Source organism: Arthrobacter sp. NPDC058130 (assembly GCF_042884475.1).
Lineage (GTDB): Bacteria > Actinomycetota > Actinomycetes > Actinomycetales > Micrococcaceae > Arthrobacter.
Genome location: NZ_JBHVTV010000015.1, coordinates 73,294 through 89,459, shown reverse-complemented (window position 1 = coordinate 89,459; position 16,166 = coordinate 73,294). Strand labels below are relative to the sequence as shown.

The window sequence follows — 16,166 nt, the reverse complement described above, 5'->3', positions numbered from 1 at the left end:
GCTACCTTCCTACCAGACCGGTGCGGTTGATCAGAACATCAAGCGCCTCGTCGACGGCGGTCATGACGCGTGCAGCCGCCTGGTAGGCATGCTGGTTGGTGAGCAGGCTGATGTTTTCCTCGTCCAGGCTCACGGAGGCCTGGGAAGCACGGCCGGTGAGGGCGGAGGCCTGTGCAGCCGTAGTGAGGGCCTCGTGTTGCTGGGCCCCCCTGGACTGCACGCCAATGTCGGTGACGATGCCGGACCAGACCTTGTCCGGGGAGTTCGCACCTACGCCGAGCTGGGAGATCCGGTCGGCAATACTCGTGTCCAGGGCGCCGCCGGTCGACGCCTTCAGGGCAATCCCGGAAATGTCGGTCGGCCCCTTGACGCTGAGCGCGGCAGGGTTACCCCCGACAGTGAAAAAGGGTGCACCCGAGGCGCCCGCGCCCGTGACTCCGGTCTGGTGGACCGTGTTGACGGCGGTGGCGAGAGCGAGCGCCAACGTGCTGTACGCGTCCGCCGCCTGGGCGATTGCGCCGCCCTTGCTCGCCGGTGCCAGCACGGACAGTGCACCCGCGAGTTCGCCGCCGTCGAGGGTCGCCGTGCCGCTGGGGCTTGTCCACTCGATGCGCGGGGCATCGGCAGCGGCGTCAGCCATGGCGGTGGCGCCCGCAAGCTGGAGCGTCCGGACTGAGCCGCCCGTGACGAGGGCGTTTCCCCCGACAAGGACGTCGACGGTACCGTCGGCCTGCTCGCGGACAGCGCCGCCGGTCAGGCTGGCGATCTTGTCCGTGAGCTTGGCCCGGGCGTCGATGAGTTCATTGGCTGATCCGCCGGCAGCGAGGGCGGACCGGATGGTCGTGTTGTACGAAGCAACCTGGGCGGCGGCCGCATTCACGGCGTTGACCGTGTCCTGAGCCTGCCCGCGGGCGCTGGTCCACTGGGCATCCAGGGCCTTGTAGGCGGAGGAGATCTTGTCCGTCACGGAGTTCGCCGCGTTGAGGAGGAGCCCCTTCGGGCCGTCCTCCGCGGGCTGGTTGGCGGCGCCCTGCCAAGCGGACCAGAAGCCCTGCAGCGCAGTCGAGATGCCGTTCTCGCCGGGTTCCTGAAGGACGCCTTCAATGCCCTGCAGAGCCGAAGAGCGAACACTCGCGTACCCTGCCTGGGCTCCGGCCGAGCGAACACTGCCGTCGAGGAAGCTGTTGCCGAGCCGTGCGATGGTGTCCACGGAAACACCCTGCCCGGGCTGCAATGTGCCCCCGCTGAAGAGGCCACGGGCCGGCGCCGCCAGCGAGGACTGCTCCACACGCTGCCGGGTGTAGCCCTCGGTGGCGGCGTTGGCGATGTTCTGGCCGGCGACGTTCATGCCCAGCTGGGCAGCCGTCAATCCCCGGTAGGCGGTGTTCAGGGTGCCAAAGGTGCTCATGCGTGGCTTCCTTAGAATTGCTTGTCGAAGATGCGGGAGCCGGCTGACTCCCCGGTCTTGCCATGGGCGTCGTAGGTGCCCGTTGCAGCCGCGGGGTTCAGGTCCGCCAGCGACTCCTGGGTGGAACGGACGGCGGTGCGCAGGTACTGCTCGTTGGAGTCGCGCAGTTCCTTTATAAGGGCCGTCTGGCGGGTCAGCGCGGTCAGGTGTGCGGTCAGGACCTCGGCCCAGGCCCCCTCGGGTGCGGCGGCGGCCAGCTCGCCGAGGGAAGCGTCGGACGGCAGGCCCCAGGTTTCGGCAACGACGGCGGCCTCGATGGTGCGCGCCAGGCTCGCCTTGGAGAGGTGCTCAAGGACCTGCTCGACTTCCTTGGTCCCGTGCGCCAGCCAGCGCGACTTGCCTGACGTGAGGAGCAGTTGCTCCTCTTCAAGCTTGAAAGTGAGAACGTCCAGGAGTTCACGCTCCCGCCACAGCAGGGCTGAAAGTTCGTGGATGGCCATAGGTCCGGAGGACTCCCTCTTCGGTGACGGGTGCGGTAGTGCCGCTGCGGCTGTTCGATCGTGCGGACGATGCAGCCAACAGCTGGGTTCGTAGAAACTATCGGCAGGGGTGTTCGATCCGTTAGCGGGAATAAGGCCAATAACGGGCACAAAAGGGCTACACGGAAAACCCGAAAACAATTTTGGAATTCTCCTTACCTGTGCTTCCGACATGGCGATAGCTACTCCTGAAGGCCCACGGATGGGCCATCGCTTACAGTCCCACTCACGGAGGAAATACCATGGGCTTCGTTATCAACAACAACCTTGCGGCAAACAACACTTACCGCAGCCTCAACGCCACACAGAGTGACCTCTCCAAGTCCCTGGAGAAGCTGTCCACCGGCCTGCGCATCAACCGCGCCGGCGATGACGCAGCAGGCCTGTCTATCTCCGAGGGCCTCAAGTCCCAGGTCACCGGCTCGGCCCAGGCCGCCCGCAACGCCCAGGACGGCATCTCGGTCATCCAGACCGCTGAAGGCGCCCTGACCGAGGTCCACTCCATCCTGCAGCGTGTGCGTGACCTCGCTGTCCAGGCCGGCAATGACTCGAACAACGTGGATGCCCGCACGGCCATCAAGACCGAATCTGACGCCCTTGCCGACGAGCTGACCCGTATTGGCAACTCGACCAACTTCAACGGCATTTCATTGCTGAACGCCAGTGGCGGTACGGCATCGGACGGGAAGCTGACGTTCCAGGTTGGCGCCGGCGGAGTTGCGGCCAACGACCAGATCGTCGTGGACCTCTCCGGTGCTGACATCACCGCTGTGGGTACCGCGGTCAAGGCGCTGACTTTTGACACCGCCGCTAACGCCGCGACGTCGATCACCGCCCTGGATGGCCAGATCAAGTCGGTTTCCACCGAGCGGTCAAACATCGGTGCTGTTCAGAACCGCCTCGAGCACTCCATCAAGTCCCTGAACGTTGCCGGTGAGAACCTGCAGGCCGCTCAGTCCCGCATCGCCGACGTCGACATGGCTCAGGAAATGGTCAAGTTCACCAAGGCCAACATCCTGTCCCAGGCCGGCACCGCCATGCTGGCTCAGGCAAACCAGTCCAGCCAGGGTGTTCTTTCGCTCCTGCGCTAAACCGGTTCGGGCGGTCTCGTAGTTTACAGATGAGCCTGCCACCCTGATCGGACGAAGAGACACCCCCGATCACCGTGCTGCGGAGGGGCCGGACGATGCCAAAACCATCGTCCGGCCCTTACGTGCAACATTTACACTTCAGCAACAGCAATCAGCATCAAGCAGATTTTGACAGCAAGGGGAGTCGGCGATGGGGATCTCACTGGATGGGCTGGCCAGCGGGTTGGATACCACCGCGTTGATTGCATCCGTGATGCAGGTCGAGGCCATTCCCCAGACCCTGCTCAAAAACAAGTCGTCTGACATCCAGTCCATGGTGTCCGCACTCCAGGGGCTAAACAGCAAAGTCGCAGCCCTCGCGACTCTGGCCACGGCTGCGGCCAAACCAGGCGCCACGGACCTCTACGCGGCCACCATGAGCAGCGACAAGGTCGTGGCGACCACCACTGCCGCTGCCAAATCAGGCTCGATCGATTTCCAGGTGAACAAGCTGGCGCAAACCCAGGTCACCGTGACACCCAAAGTGAACGCCGTCGTGGGATGGCCTTACACAACAATGACGATCAACAGCGGGGGCGTGGACTACACCGTCCAGCCGCTCTCGAGCAACCTTGACGACGTCGTCAAGTCAGTCAACGCCGCTGGTGCCGGCGTCGTGGCAAGCAAGGTGGCTGTTGGCGGCGGGGAATTCCGGCTCCAGTTCGCGGCCACGAAGTCCGGCGAAGCCGGCGCGTTCACGATCAGCGATCCGGGTACGGTCTTCACGGATGTCAAGGCCGCCCAGGATGCTGAAATCTCTCTCTGGCCGGGCACAACCGCGGCCCAGACGGTGAAGTCTTCGACCAACACCTTCACGGATCTTCTGCCCGGCGTGTCCGTCACCGCCAAGGAAGTAACCACAGCCCCGGTCGTACTCACAGTTGCCCGTGACGACGCGGGAATTACCAAGCTTGCCTCGGACCTCGTCTCAGGCGTCAACGGCATTTTCTCCCTCGTGGCAAGCAAGACCGCGGTGAGCACCACAACGAACACCAGCGGCACCACGACGAGCGCGGGGATCTTCGCCGGCGACAGCACCGTGCGGTCCGTGAACCAGAACATCCTTTCCGCCGCGTCCCGGCCCGTCGGCACGCCCCCAACGTCTCCTTCGGAGATAGGCATCAGTATCACCAAGACCGGCACCATGGAATTCGACGGCACCAAGTTTGCTGCCGCCCTCGCAGCCGACCCCGCTGGCACTACAGCCAAGGTGCAGGAGATCGCCGGGCGCATCGCCACCGCGGCCACCGAGGCGTCGGACAAGTACAACGGCACGCTGACCACCACCATCACCGGACAGCAGTCCGAGGTCCGTGATCTTGCCGATCGAATCAGCGATTGGGACACCCGCCTCGCCTCCCGCCAGGCCACGCTGAAGAGCACGTACTCCGCCCTTGAGGTGGCGCTCAGCAACATGAAAGCCCAACAGACCTGGCTCTCCTCCCAACTCGCCGGCCTCTCCTCAGGAAGTAGCTCATCATGACCACCAATGCCTACGGCAATGGTTACGGCACAGCCGGGTTCGGCGGCGCGGCACGGCGCAACCAGTACCTCGAAGACTCCGTCCTCTCTGCGCCACCGGCGCGCCTCCTCACCATGCTGTACGACCGCCTCCTGCTGGATCTGGGCAGGGCCGAGACCGCGCAGCAGGCCGCCAACTGGCCAGTCGCCTCGGAAAACCTCCTGCACGCGCAGGCAATCATCGCCGAGCTCACCTCTTCCTTGAAGACTGATGCCTGGGACGGAGCTGACGGGCTGCTCGGTCTCTACAACTACGCTTTCACGGCCCTGGTCAACGCCAACATCCAGCGCGATCCTGCCCTGACCCGCGAAGCCATCGAACTGCTGGAACCCCTGCGCCAGACCTGGCACGAGGCGGCGGCCGTCTCATCGCCTGCCGCCACAGGCAGCAGAACCGCCGCGGCCTTCCCCGCCGCTGCCCCCGCCACCTTCTCGGCGGCAGGCTCCTGGAACACCCAGCCCGGAACGGGTGGCGGGAGTCTCGGTTTTGGCTGAGCAGGGTGACTCAGACATCGGCTTAGGGGGAGCCGGTTTCAATCACTCCGAATCAACCCCGACCGAGTCGGCAGCCCCGGACACTTCCCTGGCAGCCTGGATGGCTGTCCTGGATGTCCTCGAAATGGCCGTCCAGGCCGCCGAACGCACCCTGAAGGACCCGCTGGGCCCGCTCGCGGTCCCCGCCGGATCCACGGCGGAGCCGAGACCGGAAAAACGCTGGTCCCCGCCTGTCCTGCCCGGACCGTTGCCGGCGGCCGCCCGGCGGCGCGCTGCAGCCCTGGCCGCCGCACAGGAACGAGTTGCCCTGCGGCTGGAAGAAGCCAGGTCTGGAGTCGCCCGTCAGCTCCAGGCGGTCTCCTCGATACCCGGCGTGGGCGAGTCTTCCTCCGCCGTCTACCTCGACGTCAACGGCTAAGAACCGCCGGCTTCAAAACATCCTGAAATACTCCCTCGTTTTCACCTAACGCGGCGCTGAGCAGTGCCGATAACCACTGTAAGAGCACGGATCGCTCGATTACCGGCCACGGATCGGCCACCCCCACCTTTCCCAGGCAGGACTCTGTGCTCGAATCCGTGACTTCCGCCGCCCTGGCCAGCGCCATGGACGGGCTGGCTTTGCGCCAGCGCACCATCGCGAACAACATCGCGAACGTCAACACGCCTAATTACCACGCGAAGCGGGTCAGCTTTGAGGACGCCCTCGCGGCGTCGGTGCAGTCCGGGGACGGCCACGTCCAGGCAACGACGGCGGAATCCCTGGAACCGACCGAGCTGAACGGCAACAACGTCAACCTGGACACCGAGACGCTGTCCAACATCGATACCGTGCTGCGCTTCCAGTTCGCCGCCCGCGCCGTCAATACCGAATTCTCCGCCGTGCGCGCCGCCCTGAGGACCAGCTGATGACCTTCGACGCAATCGGCATCGCCGGCTCCGCCCTCACCGTCCACCGCAAGTGGCTCGATGCTGTCTCGGACAACCTCGCCAACATGAACAACGCCTCCGCCACGTCCGGCCCCGCCTTCCAGGCCCGCTATGTCGAAGCCGCAGAAGGCTCGGAGGGCTCCGGCGTGTACGTCAAGGGCACCCCGCGCGGCAGCGCCGAGGGCAGGATCGTCTACCAGCCGGACCACCCGCTGGCGGACGCCAACGGCAACGTGAAATACCCGGACATCGACATGGCCGAACAGATGGGCGCCCTGATCATCGCCCAGCGCGGCTACCAGGCCAACGCGCAGGTTGTGGACCGCGCCCGCGAAACGTACATGGCCGCCCTTGAGATTGGACGCTCCTGATGACTGTTGCCCCCATCGCTCCTGTCCAGGGAGTCCTGCCAACAAGCTACGTCGCAGGCGTAGACACGGGAACGGCCCCCGTTGCCGGCACGGACGGCTCCGCCTTTGCCACGTCCCTCACCGGTGCGGTGGACAACCTCCAGCAGCTGCAGTCGACGTCGAACCAGCTGGCCGTCTCCGCCGTTACCGGCAACCTGGATGACATCCACAACGCCACACTTGCCGCCACCCGTGCCCAGGTCACCCTCGAGCTCATGGCCACCGTGCGCAACAAGGGTGTTGACGCGTTCAACGAGATCATGAGGATGCAGGCCTGATGCCTCCGCAGATAAACGCTTTCTTCCAGCGCTTCGGCGCCGGCCTGAAGAGCTTCACCGCCGGCCAGCGCACCCTGGCCGTGCTCGGCGCAGCCCTGCTGGTGGTCGGCATTGTGGCCCTGTCCGCCTGGCTCACCCGCCCGGTGCTGACGCCACTGTTTTCCGGCCTCCAGACCACCGACGCCAACGGCATAGTCGAACAGCTCCGCAAGGACAACGTTACGTACGAGCTCAGCGACGGCGGATCCACCATCCTCGTCCCCCAGGACAAGGTCTACGACGAGCGCCTCAAGGCCGCCGCCGCGGGCCTGCCGACCGCCGCCGCCACCGGGTATTCCCTGCTGGACAAGATGGGCGTGACGTCCTCGGAGTTCCAGCAGTCGGTCACCTACAAGCGCGCCCTCGAAGGCGAGCTCGCCAGCACGATCTCCGCCATGGACGGCGTGAAGACCGCCGCCGTCCGGCTCGCCATCCCCGAGAAGACAGTGTTTGTGTCCACGGCCCCGGACACCACCGCGTCGGTCTTTGTCGAGACCGACGCCGGCACTACCCTCTCCGGCGACAAAGTGCAGGCGATTGTCCACCTGACCTCCGCCGCGATCGAAAACCTCAAGCCAGCCAACGTCTCCGTGGTCGACTCCCAGGGCAATGTGCTCTCCACCGTCGGCGGCGGGCCGGCCGGTTCCTCGACCAAGCAGGCGAGTGACTACCAGCAGCGCACGTCCGACGCCGTCAGGGCCGTCCTGGACCGCGTGGTGGGTCCGGGCAATTCAACGGTTGCCGTCGCCGCCGACGTGACGGGCGAATCCGCGCAGCAGAAGAGCGAAACCTTCTCCAACGCCGAGGGCGCCCTGCCGCTCAGTGAATCGTCCAAGACCGAGAAGTACACCGGAACCGGGGGAGGCGCCGCGGGCGTCCTGGGCCCGGACAACATCGCCGTGCCCGGCGACACGACCGGCAACGGAAACTTCGACTCCTCCACCGAGACCAAGAACAACGCCGTCAACAAGGTCACCGAGGACCGGGTCATCCCGGCCGGGGCCATCAAGCGGCAGACCATCTCCGTGGCCGTCAGCCAGGCCGCCGCCGGTGGCCTGAACCTTGCCTCCCTGAAGAACCTCGTCACCTCCGCTGCCGGGATCGACGCCGCCCGCGGCGATGTGGTCACCGTCGAGGTGGTGCCGTTCAGCACCACCGCCGCCGACAACGCGGCCAAAGCACTCGCCGAGGCCCAGGCCAACGCCGAAGCCGAAAAGCAGGCCGCGTTCTTCGGAACTCTCGTCACCGCCGGCAGCATCCTGCTCGGCCTGCTGATCCTGGCCCTGGTCCTCACGATCATCCTGCGGCGCCGCCAGAAGCGCGAGCCTGTGGACCTGGGCGAACGCCTGGACCTGGAGATCATGCCGGTGGCCCCGCCCGTTGTGGCCCTCGAGCCTGCACCGGCGACCTCGGCCATCCCGATCACCGCGCTGCCTCCGCTTCCCGGCCCCACCACCGAACAGCTGGAATCCGAACGCCGCCGGTTTGAGATCGACAACATGGTCGCAGCCAACCCGGAGCGGGCCGCCGACTACCTGCGCAGCCTCATGGATGACAGGCAGCCGGTATGAAACCAGCGGATACGCTCCTCACCGGAACCCAGCGCGCCGCCGTCGTCCTGATGCAGATGAGCCCCGAGAACGCCGCCAAGGTCATGGCCCAGCTCACGGACAGCGAGGCCGAAGAGATTGCCGCGGAGATCGTCAAGCTCCGCAAGGTGGATCCGGACGTCGCCGAGCAGATCATGAAGGACTTCCACCAGACCGCGCTGACCAGCCCGCGCACGGCCCGGGGCGGACGGGAACTCGCCGAGGGCCTGCTCGAGGCGTCCTTCGGCTCGGAAAAGGCCGCCGGACTCATCAACCGCCTGACGGTCAACATGGCCGGCAGATCCTTCGAGTTCCTCGAAGACATCGAACCCGTGCAGATCCTGGCACTGATCGACGGCGAACTGCCGCAGACCATCGCCCTGGTCCTCGCCCACCTCAGTCCGCGCAAGGCCTCGGCCGTGATGTCCGGGCTGCCCGGCTCGCTGCGCGCCGACGTCGCCCTCAGCATCGCCACCATGGGATCCGGGGCGCCCGAGGCGATCGGGATTGTGGCCGAGACCCTCAAACTCCGCGGCGGTGCCGCCGTGTCCCAGCAGGCCTCGAAGGTGGTGGGCGGCATCCAGCCGCTGCTGGAGATCATCAACCGGACCGACGCCGGTACGGAACGGTCCGTGCTGGACGGCCTGGACCTGCTCGATCCCGACCTCGCGGTGGAGATCCGGGCTCAGATGGTCACGTTCGACGACATCGTGAAACTGGAACGCCGCGACGTCCAGCTGGTGCTCCGCGGACTCGACTCGGCCGTCCTGGCAATCGCCATGAAGGGTGCCTCCGAGCCCGTCCTGGAAACCATCACCACCAACGTCTCCGGGCGCAACCTGGAAATCCTCGAATCCGAGATCGCCGGGCTGGGGCCGCTGCGTGCCTCACAGGTCGAAGAGGCCCGTGCCGCCGTCGTGCGGTCCATCCGCGAGCTCGAGGCCGAAGGGCAGATCACCATCCAGCGCGGGGACGAAGAAGACTATGTCTACTGACAGCGGCGCAGCCCCTGCCCCGGAGCGCGTCGTCTTCCCGTCGCTGCGGGCCCACGGCCCGGCCGCCGAGCAGGCCGGCTACACCGAGGGCCACGCCGCAGGCTACGCCGCCGGTGTGCGCGCCGCCGCGAAAGAACAGCGCCGCTGGCGGGACCGGATGGCCGCCGAGCAGGCCGCCTCCCTCGCCGCGGGACAGCAGGACCTGGATCGTGCCGTGCGGGCCCTCGCCGTCGCCAAGACAGACTTCGCGCACCGCAACGTGCAGGCCCTGCAGGACGCCGAGGAAATCCTGGCGCGCACGGCGCTGGAACTCGCCGAGGCCATCCTCGGCTACGAACTGGCCGAAGGCAACCGGACCGCCCGCGCCGCCCTGGCCCGGGCCCTGTCCGGGAACGACGCCGCCACGGTGCTCGCGATCCGGCTGCATCCGGCAGACATCGATGTCCTCACCCGGGAGGGCCAGGACATGCCCGCCGGACTGCCGCTCATCGCGGATCCCTCCCTGGGCCGCGGCGACGCGAAGGTCGAATACCAGCAGGGCTGGTTCGACGCCAGCCTGCGCTCGGCCCTGGGCCGTGCCCGCACGGCTCTGCTCGGCGAGTCCGGCCAGTCCGGCGCGGACTCTGCCGGCGCCTACCCCGCCTACCGGGGCGACGAATGATCGCCGAGTGGCGCCCGAAGGGTGCCGACTACGCCGCTGCGCTGGCCGCTGCTGCCCCGCAAAGGGTCGGCGTCGTCACGTCAGTCATTGGTCTCGGCATGGAAGTGTCAGGGCTGGACTGCGCGCTGGGCGACCTCGTCACGGTGGGGGCGAACCCTGGCCTTGACGCCGAAGTGGTCGCGGCGCTGGACGGCTCTGTGCGCTGCATGCCGTTGGGCCGGCTTGCCGGAGTAGCGGCCGGTGACCCCGTCCGCGCCAAGGGCGGCGCGGTGCTGGTTCCCACCGGTCGGGGACTGCTCGGCCGGGTCCTTGACGGCCTGGGCCGCCCGATCGACGGCAAGGGGCCGCTGCTCAGCGGACCGCGTGTGCCGATCGACAACGAGGCGCCCAACGCCATGAAACGCGCCCGCATCGACACCGCGCTGCAGACCGGCGTGCGCGTCTTGGACACCATGACGACCTTCGGCAAGGGCCAGCGCATGGGCCTGTTTGCCGGCTCCGGCGTCGGCAAGTCCTCCCTGCTCTCGATGATCGCCCGCGGCACCGACGCCGAGGTCTCGGTGATCGCGCTCGTCGGCGAACGCGGCCGTGAAGTCCGCGAGTTCCTCGAGGACGACCTCGGGGCCGCCGGCCTGGCCCGTTCCGTGGTGGTGGTCGCGACCTCCGACGAACCGGCCCTCATGCGCATGCGCGCAGCCTTCACCGCCACACGGATCGCCGAGTCATTCCGCGACCAGGGCCAGGACGTCGTGCTGATGATGGACTCCCTGACCCGTGTGGCCATGGCCCAGCGCGAGATTGGCCTCTCGGCCGGCGAGCCCCCGGCAACCCGGGGCTACCCGCCGTCGACCTTTTCCATCCTGGCGCGGCTGCTGGAGCGCGCCGGTACGGCCGAAACCGGCTCCGTTACCGGCATCTACACGGTGTTGGTGGACGGCGACGACCACAACGAACCCATCGCCGACGCGGCCCGTTCCATCCTGGACGGCCACGTGGTGCTGGACCGCAAGCTTGCCGTCACCGGGCACTTCCCCTCCGTGGACGTGCTCGGATCCGTGTCCCGGGTGGCCAGCAAGGTCAATTCCCGGCCGCACCTGGACGCCGCGGCCACACTCCGCCGGGTCCTCGCGGCCCGCAAGGCGGCACAGGACCTGATCGACGTCGGCGCCTACCAGGCCGGGACCAACCCGCTGGTGGACGCGGCGCTGAACCACGAGCACGACGTCAGCGGGTTCCTCCAGCAGCCGATGGACGAATCCACGTCCCACCCCGAGTCCTGGCAGCGGCTCGGCCACCTCACCTCGATCCTGGGAGCAGCAGCATGAACCGCGAATTCTCTCTGGCAGGCCTCCTGCGCCTCCGCCAGCTCCAGCAGGACCAGGCGGCCACCGGGCTGGCGCGCGCCCGTTCACGCTCCAGCTCCGTCCGGGTCCGCGAAGCCGCCGCCCGCCGCGAACTGGCCGCCACGGACGAGCCCATCTCCAGCTCGGCCTCCCTGCGCGCCGTGGCCGCCGCCAGGTCGTCCTCGCACGGCATGCTCGCGGACCTGCAAAACCTCACGCACCTGGCCGAGGCCGATGAAGCCAACGCCCGTGCCGAGTTCATCGCTGCCCGCACACGGTCCGTGGGACTGGAAAAACTGCAGGCCCGCCACGACGCCGAGGTCAACTCCGCGGACTTGCGCGCCGAACAGTCGGCCCTCGACGAGATCGCCTCGGCGCTCTGGCACCGCGACGAGCAGCAGGTGAAGCCATGAGCATGACCGAGGCGATCGGCCGCATGCAGGGCATCCAGGCGATGATCGCGGAACTGAGCCGGCCTGCGGCCACGGAAACCAGCGCCGCCAAGACCGCGGCGGCCACTTCGCTTGCGACCGCTACGGGCACCGGCGACTCCGCCACGTTCACCGAGGCCCTGGCCGCCGCATTGGGCGGGAGCGGGGCAACGGATGTTTCCGCCCTCACCGGCAGCCTGGGGCTGGGTGGCGCTGCGGCGGCCGGCACCGCCGCGCTCACCGGCGCCAAAGCCACGGGATCCGTACACACCGGAAGCGCCGCGACGGGCAACGACGTGGTGGCAGTAGCCAAGAAGTACATCGGTGTTCCCTATGTGTGGGGTGGAACCAATCCGGCCACCGGCATGGACTGCTCCGGCTTCACCCAGCGGGTGTTCAAGGACCTCGGTGTAGAGATTCCCCGCGTGGTCAGCGACCAGATGCGCCAGGGCACCCCCGTGGCCTCCCTCGCCGAGGCCAAACCCGGCGACCTCCTGGTGAGCTTCGGGGGCAACCACATTTCCATCTATCTGGGCAACGGCAAAGCGATCGACGCACCCGTGCCCGGCAAAACCATCCAGATCCGCGATGCCTGGGAGCAGCAGTCCAACCTGACCTCCATCCGGCGCATCGTTCCTGCCGGGACGGCATCGTGAAGGCCGCGGCGTCGGCGGATCTCGCCGCTGCGCTGGCCGCACCGGTCCGGGCCGCACGCCAGGGCGCCGATCGCCCTTCTGGCAAAGCAAATCCGGAGACCGCGTCCTTCGACTCGGTCCTCAACGACGTCCAGGAGGCAGCAGGCAACGGCCCCGCTGCCGAGCCCGGCGTCGACGTTGGGCCGGGCGCCGGCAATGAGCCCGCTTACGCTGCGGGCACCCCTGCTGCCGGCCGCTTCCGCAAGGCTGCCGTTCCGGTAGCCGCACCGGCAACTGACGGCGGGGGACCGGCTCTGCCGATGCCCGACGGCGACACCTCCGGTGTGCTGCCTGCCGGCAACGCTGCCAGTAATGCCGTGGCGGCCGACGGCGGAGCTGGCTCTGGGCCGCAGACAGAGGCTGGCTCGCCCGCGGCCGCCGGCATAGCGCTCACCCTGCTGGCACCTGCTCAGTTGCCGTCTGCACAGTTTCCGCACGCGCAGTTTGTCGCCGCCCCAGCCGTTGCTCCGGCGTCGGGCCGCATCGAAGGATCCCGCATCGCGGCACCGGCCTCGGCTTCACTCACGGCTGTGCCTGCGGTTGTTTCGCCCGCCCGCGTCCGGCAGGAGCACGCACCAGCGTCCACCGACGCAGGGACTGTGGCGGGAGCACTCGCAATGGCCGCGCCACTGACCGGAAACCCGGTCACTGTGGCGTCGCCGGCGTCAACCGTTGCGACGGCTGCCGCCTGGCCGGCCTTGACCACTGCAAGCACACAAGCGCCCGCAGCAACCCTAGGGCTAACAGGCCCCGCGGTCGCGGCAAGCGCCGTGGCGGCCACGGCCGCTGCCGCGTCAATCTCCACGCCGACCGACGGCCAGCCAGTCTCCGGACAGGTTTCTGCCCCGGCAGCTGCACCTGTCAGCGTGCCCGTCACCACGCCTGCAACTTCGTCAGCCACTGCCGCGGCCTCATCGCCGGCCATGCCTGCCGCCGGCGGGGTGGCAACGACGTCCGTGTCGGGCTCTGCACCGGTCTTCGGCACGTCGCCAGAGCTCGCTGCCGGCGCAGCCCAAACACTGTCCGCGACGGAACGTGCCGCTGTGCAGGCTGGGCCCCTGGGGGTCACGGCTCCCACAACGGGACCGGCCGGCAGCGAGGCGGACGAGACCGCCGCCGCTCCGTCAGCACCCGGACAAGCGATGCCCGCCCAGGCCATGCCCGTACCCGCCGTCCAGGCCGGCGCCGGGGCCACCACGGCCGCAACCGCCGCCGTAACAGCAGCCGCAGCAACCATTGCGGCCGGCCCGAATGCCCTGACGGCACCCGTTCCGGCGGTACCCAACTCCGGTGAGGCGCCGTCCGATCCGGACAGCGGAGCCCCGGCAGCCGCCGCCGCCCTGCCGCCGTCGGCCGGCAACACCGCGCCCCAGACAGTGCCCCCGACGGTGCCCCAATCCGCTGCCCAGGCGGCGTTCCAGCCGTCTGCCCAGCAGGCTCCGCAGACCGCCGTGGCCCTCCAGCCTCAGCTCGCCAAACCGCTCTTCACCCTTGTGGGCGCGGCCCACGGCCAGCACGTCATGACCCTGAAAGTCAGCCCGGAAGATCTCGGCCCGCTGACGGTTCGGGCGCATATTGACGGCGCGGGCGTCCGGATTGAGCTCTTCGCCCCGGGCGAGGCAGGACGTGAAGCAGTCCGCGGGATCCTGCCCGAACTCCGCAAGGAACTGCATAACGCCGGCTTCGGCGCCAGCCTGGACCTGTCCGATCACAGCGGCCCCGGAGGCCCCTCCCAAAACGCAGGGAACACCGGCGCGGGCCAGGACCGGGCCGGACCCGGGGGCCAGTTCGGCGCCGGCCGCGATCCGGGCGGAAACGGCTCGGGTCCGGACGGCCGCAACGGACCGCCCGAGCCGCGCCCCGGACACCGCTGGGACGCCCTGGCCGATGACCAAGCCTTGCGCACCGCCAGGATTTTGAACGGCCCCCAGACCACCCTCGACATTCTTGTCTGACACGAAGGAACGCGACTTATGACGATTCAGCCGATCGCATCCCAGCCGGTAACGGCAGCGGGGGCGGCCTCCCAGGCTTCTGCCGTCCGGACTCCCTCGCAGACCATGGATGCCAACGTGTTCATGTCCCTGCTCGTGACGCAGCTCAAGAACCAGAACCCGAGCGCGCCCATGGACACCAACCAGATGATGAGCCAGACCCTCCAGCTCTCCATGATGGAAAAAATGACCGAACTGACCACCAACAGCAAGGAGGGCTTCTCCCTCCAGATGCGGACGGCGGCCGCCCAGCTGATCGGCCAGTCGGTCGGCTACACCCTCCCGGACGGCACTACCGGAACCGGCATCGCCAACTCCGTCACCTATGAAGGCTCGGTCCCGTCCGTCACGGTCGGCGATCTTTCCGTTCCCCTCGACTCCATCACCGGGCTTACTGCTCCGGCCGCTTCCTAACCAGCTCTTCACCCGTAGAAAGGCAGTTCCCATGCTCCGCTCGCTGTACTCCGGAATCTCCGGCCTCCGTGCCCACCAGACCATGCTTGACGTCACCGGCAACAACATCGCCAACGTCAACACTGCCGGCTTCAAGGCGTCCTCCACCCAGTTCCAGGACACCTTGTCCCAGTTGCAGCAGGGTGCCACGGGTCCGCAGGCCGAATCCGGCGGCACCAACCCCGCTCAGATCGGCCTTGGCGTCCGGGTTGCCGGCGTCACCACCAACTTCAGCCAGGGCTCCTCGCAGAGCACCGGCCGCGCCACCGACATGATGATCTCCGGCGACGGTTTCTTCGTCACCAGCAAGGGCGGCCAGCAGCTCTTCACCCGCGCCGGCTCCTTCAGCCCCGACTCGGCCAACCAGCTGGTCAGCCCCGACGGCGGCATCCTCCAGGGCTGGACTGCCACCAACGGTGTTATCAACGCCGGCGGTCCCGTTGGTGACATCACCCTGAATCCCAACACCATGGTGGCCAAGGCAACGGACACGGTGACGCTGGACGGAAACCTGCCCAGCGACGTCGCAAACGGCACCAAACTGGACCGCGTCGTCAATGTCTACGATGCCAACGGGAAGGAAAGCAGCCTGACGCTGACCTTCACTAAAACAGCGGCCGGCTGGGATGCTTCCGGCGACGGCGGCGCAACAACCGCGGGCTCCCTGACCTTCACCAATGGGAAGCTGAACGCTGGCGCCCCCATTGCCGTCAACGGCATCACGATCGACGTCTCCAAGGTCTCCGGCTACGCCACCATGAGCTCGCTGGCGGTCAGCGGCCAGAACGGTGCCGCCGTCGGCAAGCTCGAGTCCTACACACTTGGCAGCGACGGCTCCCTGGTCGGATCGTTCAGCAACGGCATTAAGCAGGTTCTGGCCAAGATCGCCCTCGCCAAGTTCACCAACCCCGGCGGACTGGAGAAGGCCGGCGGTTCCTCCTACGTGGCCACCGGCAACTCCGGCGGCGTGCAGTTGGGTGCTGCGGGCGACCCCGGGATCGGCACCCTGACCGGCGGAACCCTGGAAATGTCCAACGTGGACCTGTCCCAGGAGTTCACCAACCTGATCGTTGCGCAGCGCGGCTTTCAGGCCAACGCCCGCATCATCACAACCTCGGATGAGGTCCTGCAGGAACTGACGCAGCTCAAGCGCTAATCCCTGGCGCGTTTCCCCCACAACCCCGGGGTTGCCCTATCACTCCTGGTTGTCATTCGGACCCTGAAGCAGCCACAAGTGATAGGGCAACGCGGGGTTGGG

The 16,166-nt window shown here is 67.6% G+C and carries 18 protein-coding genes; 16 read left to right on the top strand and 2 right to left on the bottom strand.

Going from position 1 to position 16,166, the window contains the following annotated elements; translation table 11 throughout:
- Window position 1: 1 nt before the first annotated feature.
- Window positions 2-1,408, bottom strand: coding sequence for a flagellar hook-associated protein FlgK (gene flgK / locus ACFVTM_RS20350; RefSeq protein ID WP_390205825.1), 1,407 nt, complete (start codon window positions 1,406-1,408; stop codon window positions 2-4).
- Window positions 1,409-1,419: 11 nt separating this feature from the next.
- A complete protein-coding gene (locus ACFVTM_RS20345) occupies window positions 1,420-1,908 on the bottom strand; it encodes a flagellar protein FlgN (protein ID WP_390205824.1) in 489 nt (162 codons plus the stop codon).
- A 281-nt stretch (window positions 1,909-2,189) separates the two neighbouring features.
- Here ACFVTM_RS20345 and ACFVTM_RS20340 point away from each other — a divergent pair, with 281 nt between their 5' ends.
- The 16 genes from ACFVTM_RS20340 (at window position 2,190) to ACFVTM_RS20265 (ending at window position 16,064) form a co-directional block, all read left to right on the top strand.
- Window positions 2,190-3,038, top strand: a complete 849-nt coding sequence (locus ACFVTM_RS20340; RefSeq protein WP_390205823.1) for a flagellin — start codon at window positions 2,190-2,192, stop codon at window positions 3,036-3,038.
- Between the two features lie 190 nt (window positions 3,039-3,228).
- Window positions 3,229-4,560: a flagellar filament capping protein FliD gene (fliD, locus tag ACFVTM_RS20335; protein WP_390205822.1), complete on the top strand. Its 1,332-nt coding sequence runs from the start codon at window positions 3,229-3,231 to the stop codon at window positions 4,558-4,560.
- The gene (gene fliS, locus ACFVTM_RS20330; protein WP_390205821.1) at window positions 4,557-5,093 is read left to right on the top strand and encodes a flagellar export chaperone FliS; all 537 of its coding nucleotides are present in this window, start codon (window positions 4,557-4,559) and stop codon (window positions 5,091-5,093) included. Before fliD ends, fliS begins: the two co-directional genes overlap by 4 nt.
- Window positions 5,094-5,193: 100 nt before the next feature.
- Window positions 5,194-5,511, top strand: a complete 318-nt coding sequence (locus tag ACFVTM_RS20325) for a hypothetical protein (RefSeq protein ID WP_390205819.1) — start codon at window positions 5,194-5,196, stop codon at window positions 5,509-5,511.
- A 146-nt stretch (window positions 5,512-5,657) separates the two neighbouring features.
- The gene (locus tag ACFVTM_RS20320; protein ID WP_390205818.1) at window positions 5,658-5,999 is read left to right on the top strand and encodes a flagellar basal body rod protein FlgB; all 342 of its coding nucleotides are present in this window, start codon (window positions 5,658-5,660) and stop codon (window positions 5,997-5,999) included.
- On the top strand, window positions 5,999-6,391 hold the full coding sequence (locus ACFVTM_RS20315; protein WP_390205817.1) for a flagellar basal body rod protein FlgC: 393 nt from the start codon (window positions 5,999-6,001) through the stop codon (window positions 6,389-6,391). The genes ACFVTM_RS20320 and ACFVTM_RS20315 overlap by 1 nt, the downstream gene beginning before the upstream one ends.
- Entirely contained in the window at window positions 6,391-6,708 is a 318-nt protein-coding gene (gene fliE, locus ACFVTM_RS20310; RefSeq protein WP_390205815.1) for a flagellar hook-basal body complex protein FliE, read from the top strand. The genes ACFVTM_RS20315 and fliE overlap by 1 nt, the downstream gene beginning before the upstream one ends.
- Complete coding sequence (gene fliF / locus ACFVTM_RS20305) at window positions 6,708-8,318, top strand: flagellar basal-body MS-ring/collar protein FliF (protein WP_390205814.1); 1,611 nt, start codon at window positions 6,708-6,710, stop codon at window positions 8,316-8,318. The genes fliE and fliF overlap by 1 nt, the downstream gene beginning before the upstream one ends.
- Window positions 8,315-9,331, top strand: a complete 1,017-nt coding sequence (gene fliG / locus ACFVTM_RS20300; protein WP_390205813.1) for a flagellar motor switch protein FliG — start codon at window positions 8,315-8,317, stop codon at window positions 9,329-9,331. Before fliF ends, fliG begins: the two co-directional genes overlap by 4 nt.
- A complete protein-coding gene (locus ACFVTM_RS20295; RefSeq protein ID WP_390205811.1) occupies window positions 9,321-9,992 on the top strand; it encodes a FliH/SctL family protein in 672 nt (223 codons plus the stop codon). Before fliG ends, ACFVTM_RS20295 begins: the two co-directional genes overlap by 11 nt.
- On the top strand, window positions 9,989-11,317 hold the full coding sequence (locus tag ACFVTM_RS20290) for a FliI/YscN family ATPase (protein ID WP_390205810.1): 1,329 nt from the start codon (window positions 9,989-9,991) through the stop codon (window positions 11,315-11,317). Before ACFVTM_RS20295 ends, ACFVTM_RS20290 begins: the two co-directional genes overlap by 4 nt.
- Window positions 11,314-11,748, top strand: a complete 435-nt coding sequence (locus ACFVTM_RS20285; RefSeq protein ID WP_390205808.1) for a flagellar FliJ family protein — start codon at window positions 11,314-11,316, stop codon at window positions 11,746-11,748. The genes ACFVTM_RS20290 and ACFVTM_RS20285 overlap by 4 nt, the downstream gene beginning before the upstream one ends.
- Window positions 11,745-12,422, top strand: a complete 678-nt coding sequence (locus tag ACFVTM_RS20280; RefSeq protein WP_390205806.1) for a C40 family peptidase — start codon at window positions 11,745-11,747, stop codon at window positions 12,420-12,422. Before ACFVTM_RS20285 ends, ACFVTM_RS20280 begins: the two co-directional genes overlap by 4 nt.
- A complete protein-coding gene (locus ACFVTM_RS20275) occupies window positions 12,419-14,416 on the top strand; it encodes a flagellar hook-length control protein FliK (protein ID WP_390205805.1) in 1,998 nt (665 codons plus the stop codon). The genes ACFVTM_RS20280 and ACFVTM_RS20275 overlap by 4 nt, the downstream gene beginning before the upstream one ends.
- Before the next feature lie 18 nt (window positions 14,417-14,434).
- Window positions 14,435-14,869 carry a flagellar hook assembly protein FlgD gene (locus ACFVTM_RS20270; protein WP_390205803.1) on the top strand — a complete coding sequence of 145 codons (435 nt, stop codon included), beginning with the start codon at window positions 14,435-14,437 and terminating at the stop codon, window positions 14,867-14,869.
- Between the two features lie 31 nt (window positions 14,870-14,900).
- A complete protein-coding gene (locus ACFVTM_RS20265; RefSeq protein WP_390205801.1) occupies window positions 14,901-16,064 on the top strand; it encodes a flagellar hook protein FlgE in 1,164 nt (387 codons plus the stop codon).
- Window positions 16,065-16,166: the final 102 nt, after the last annotated feature.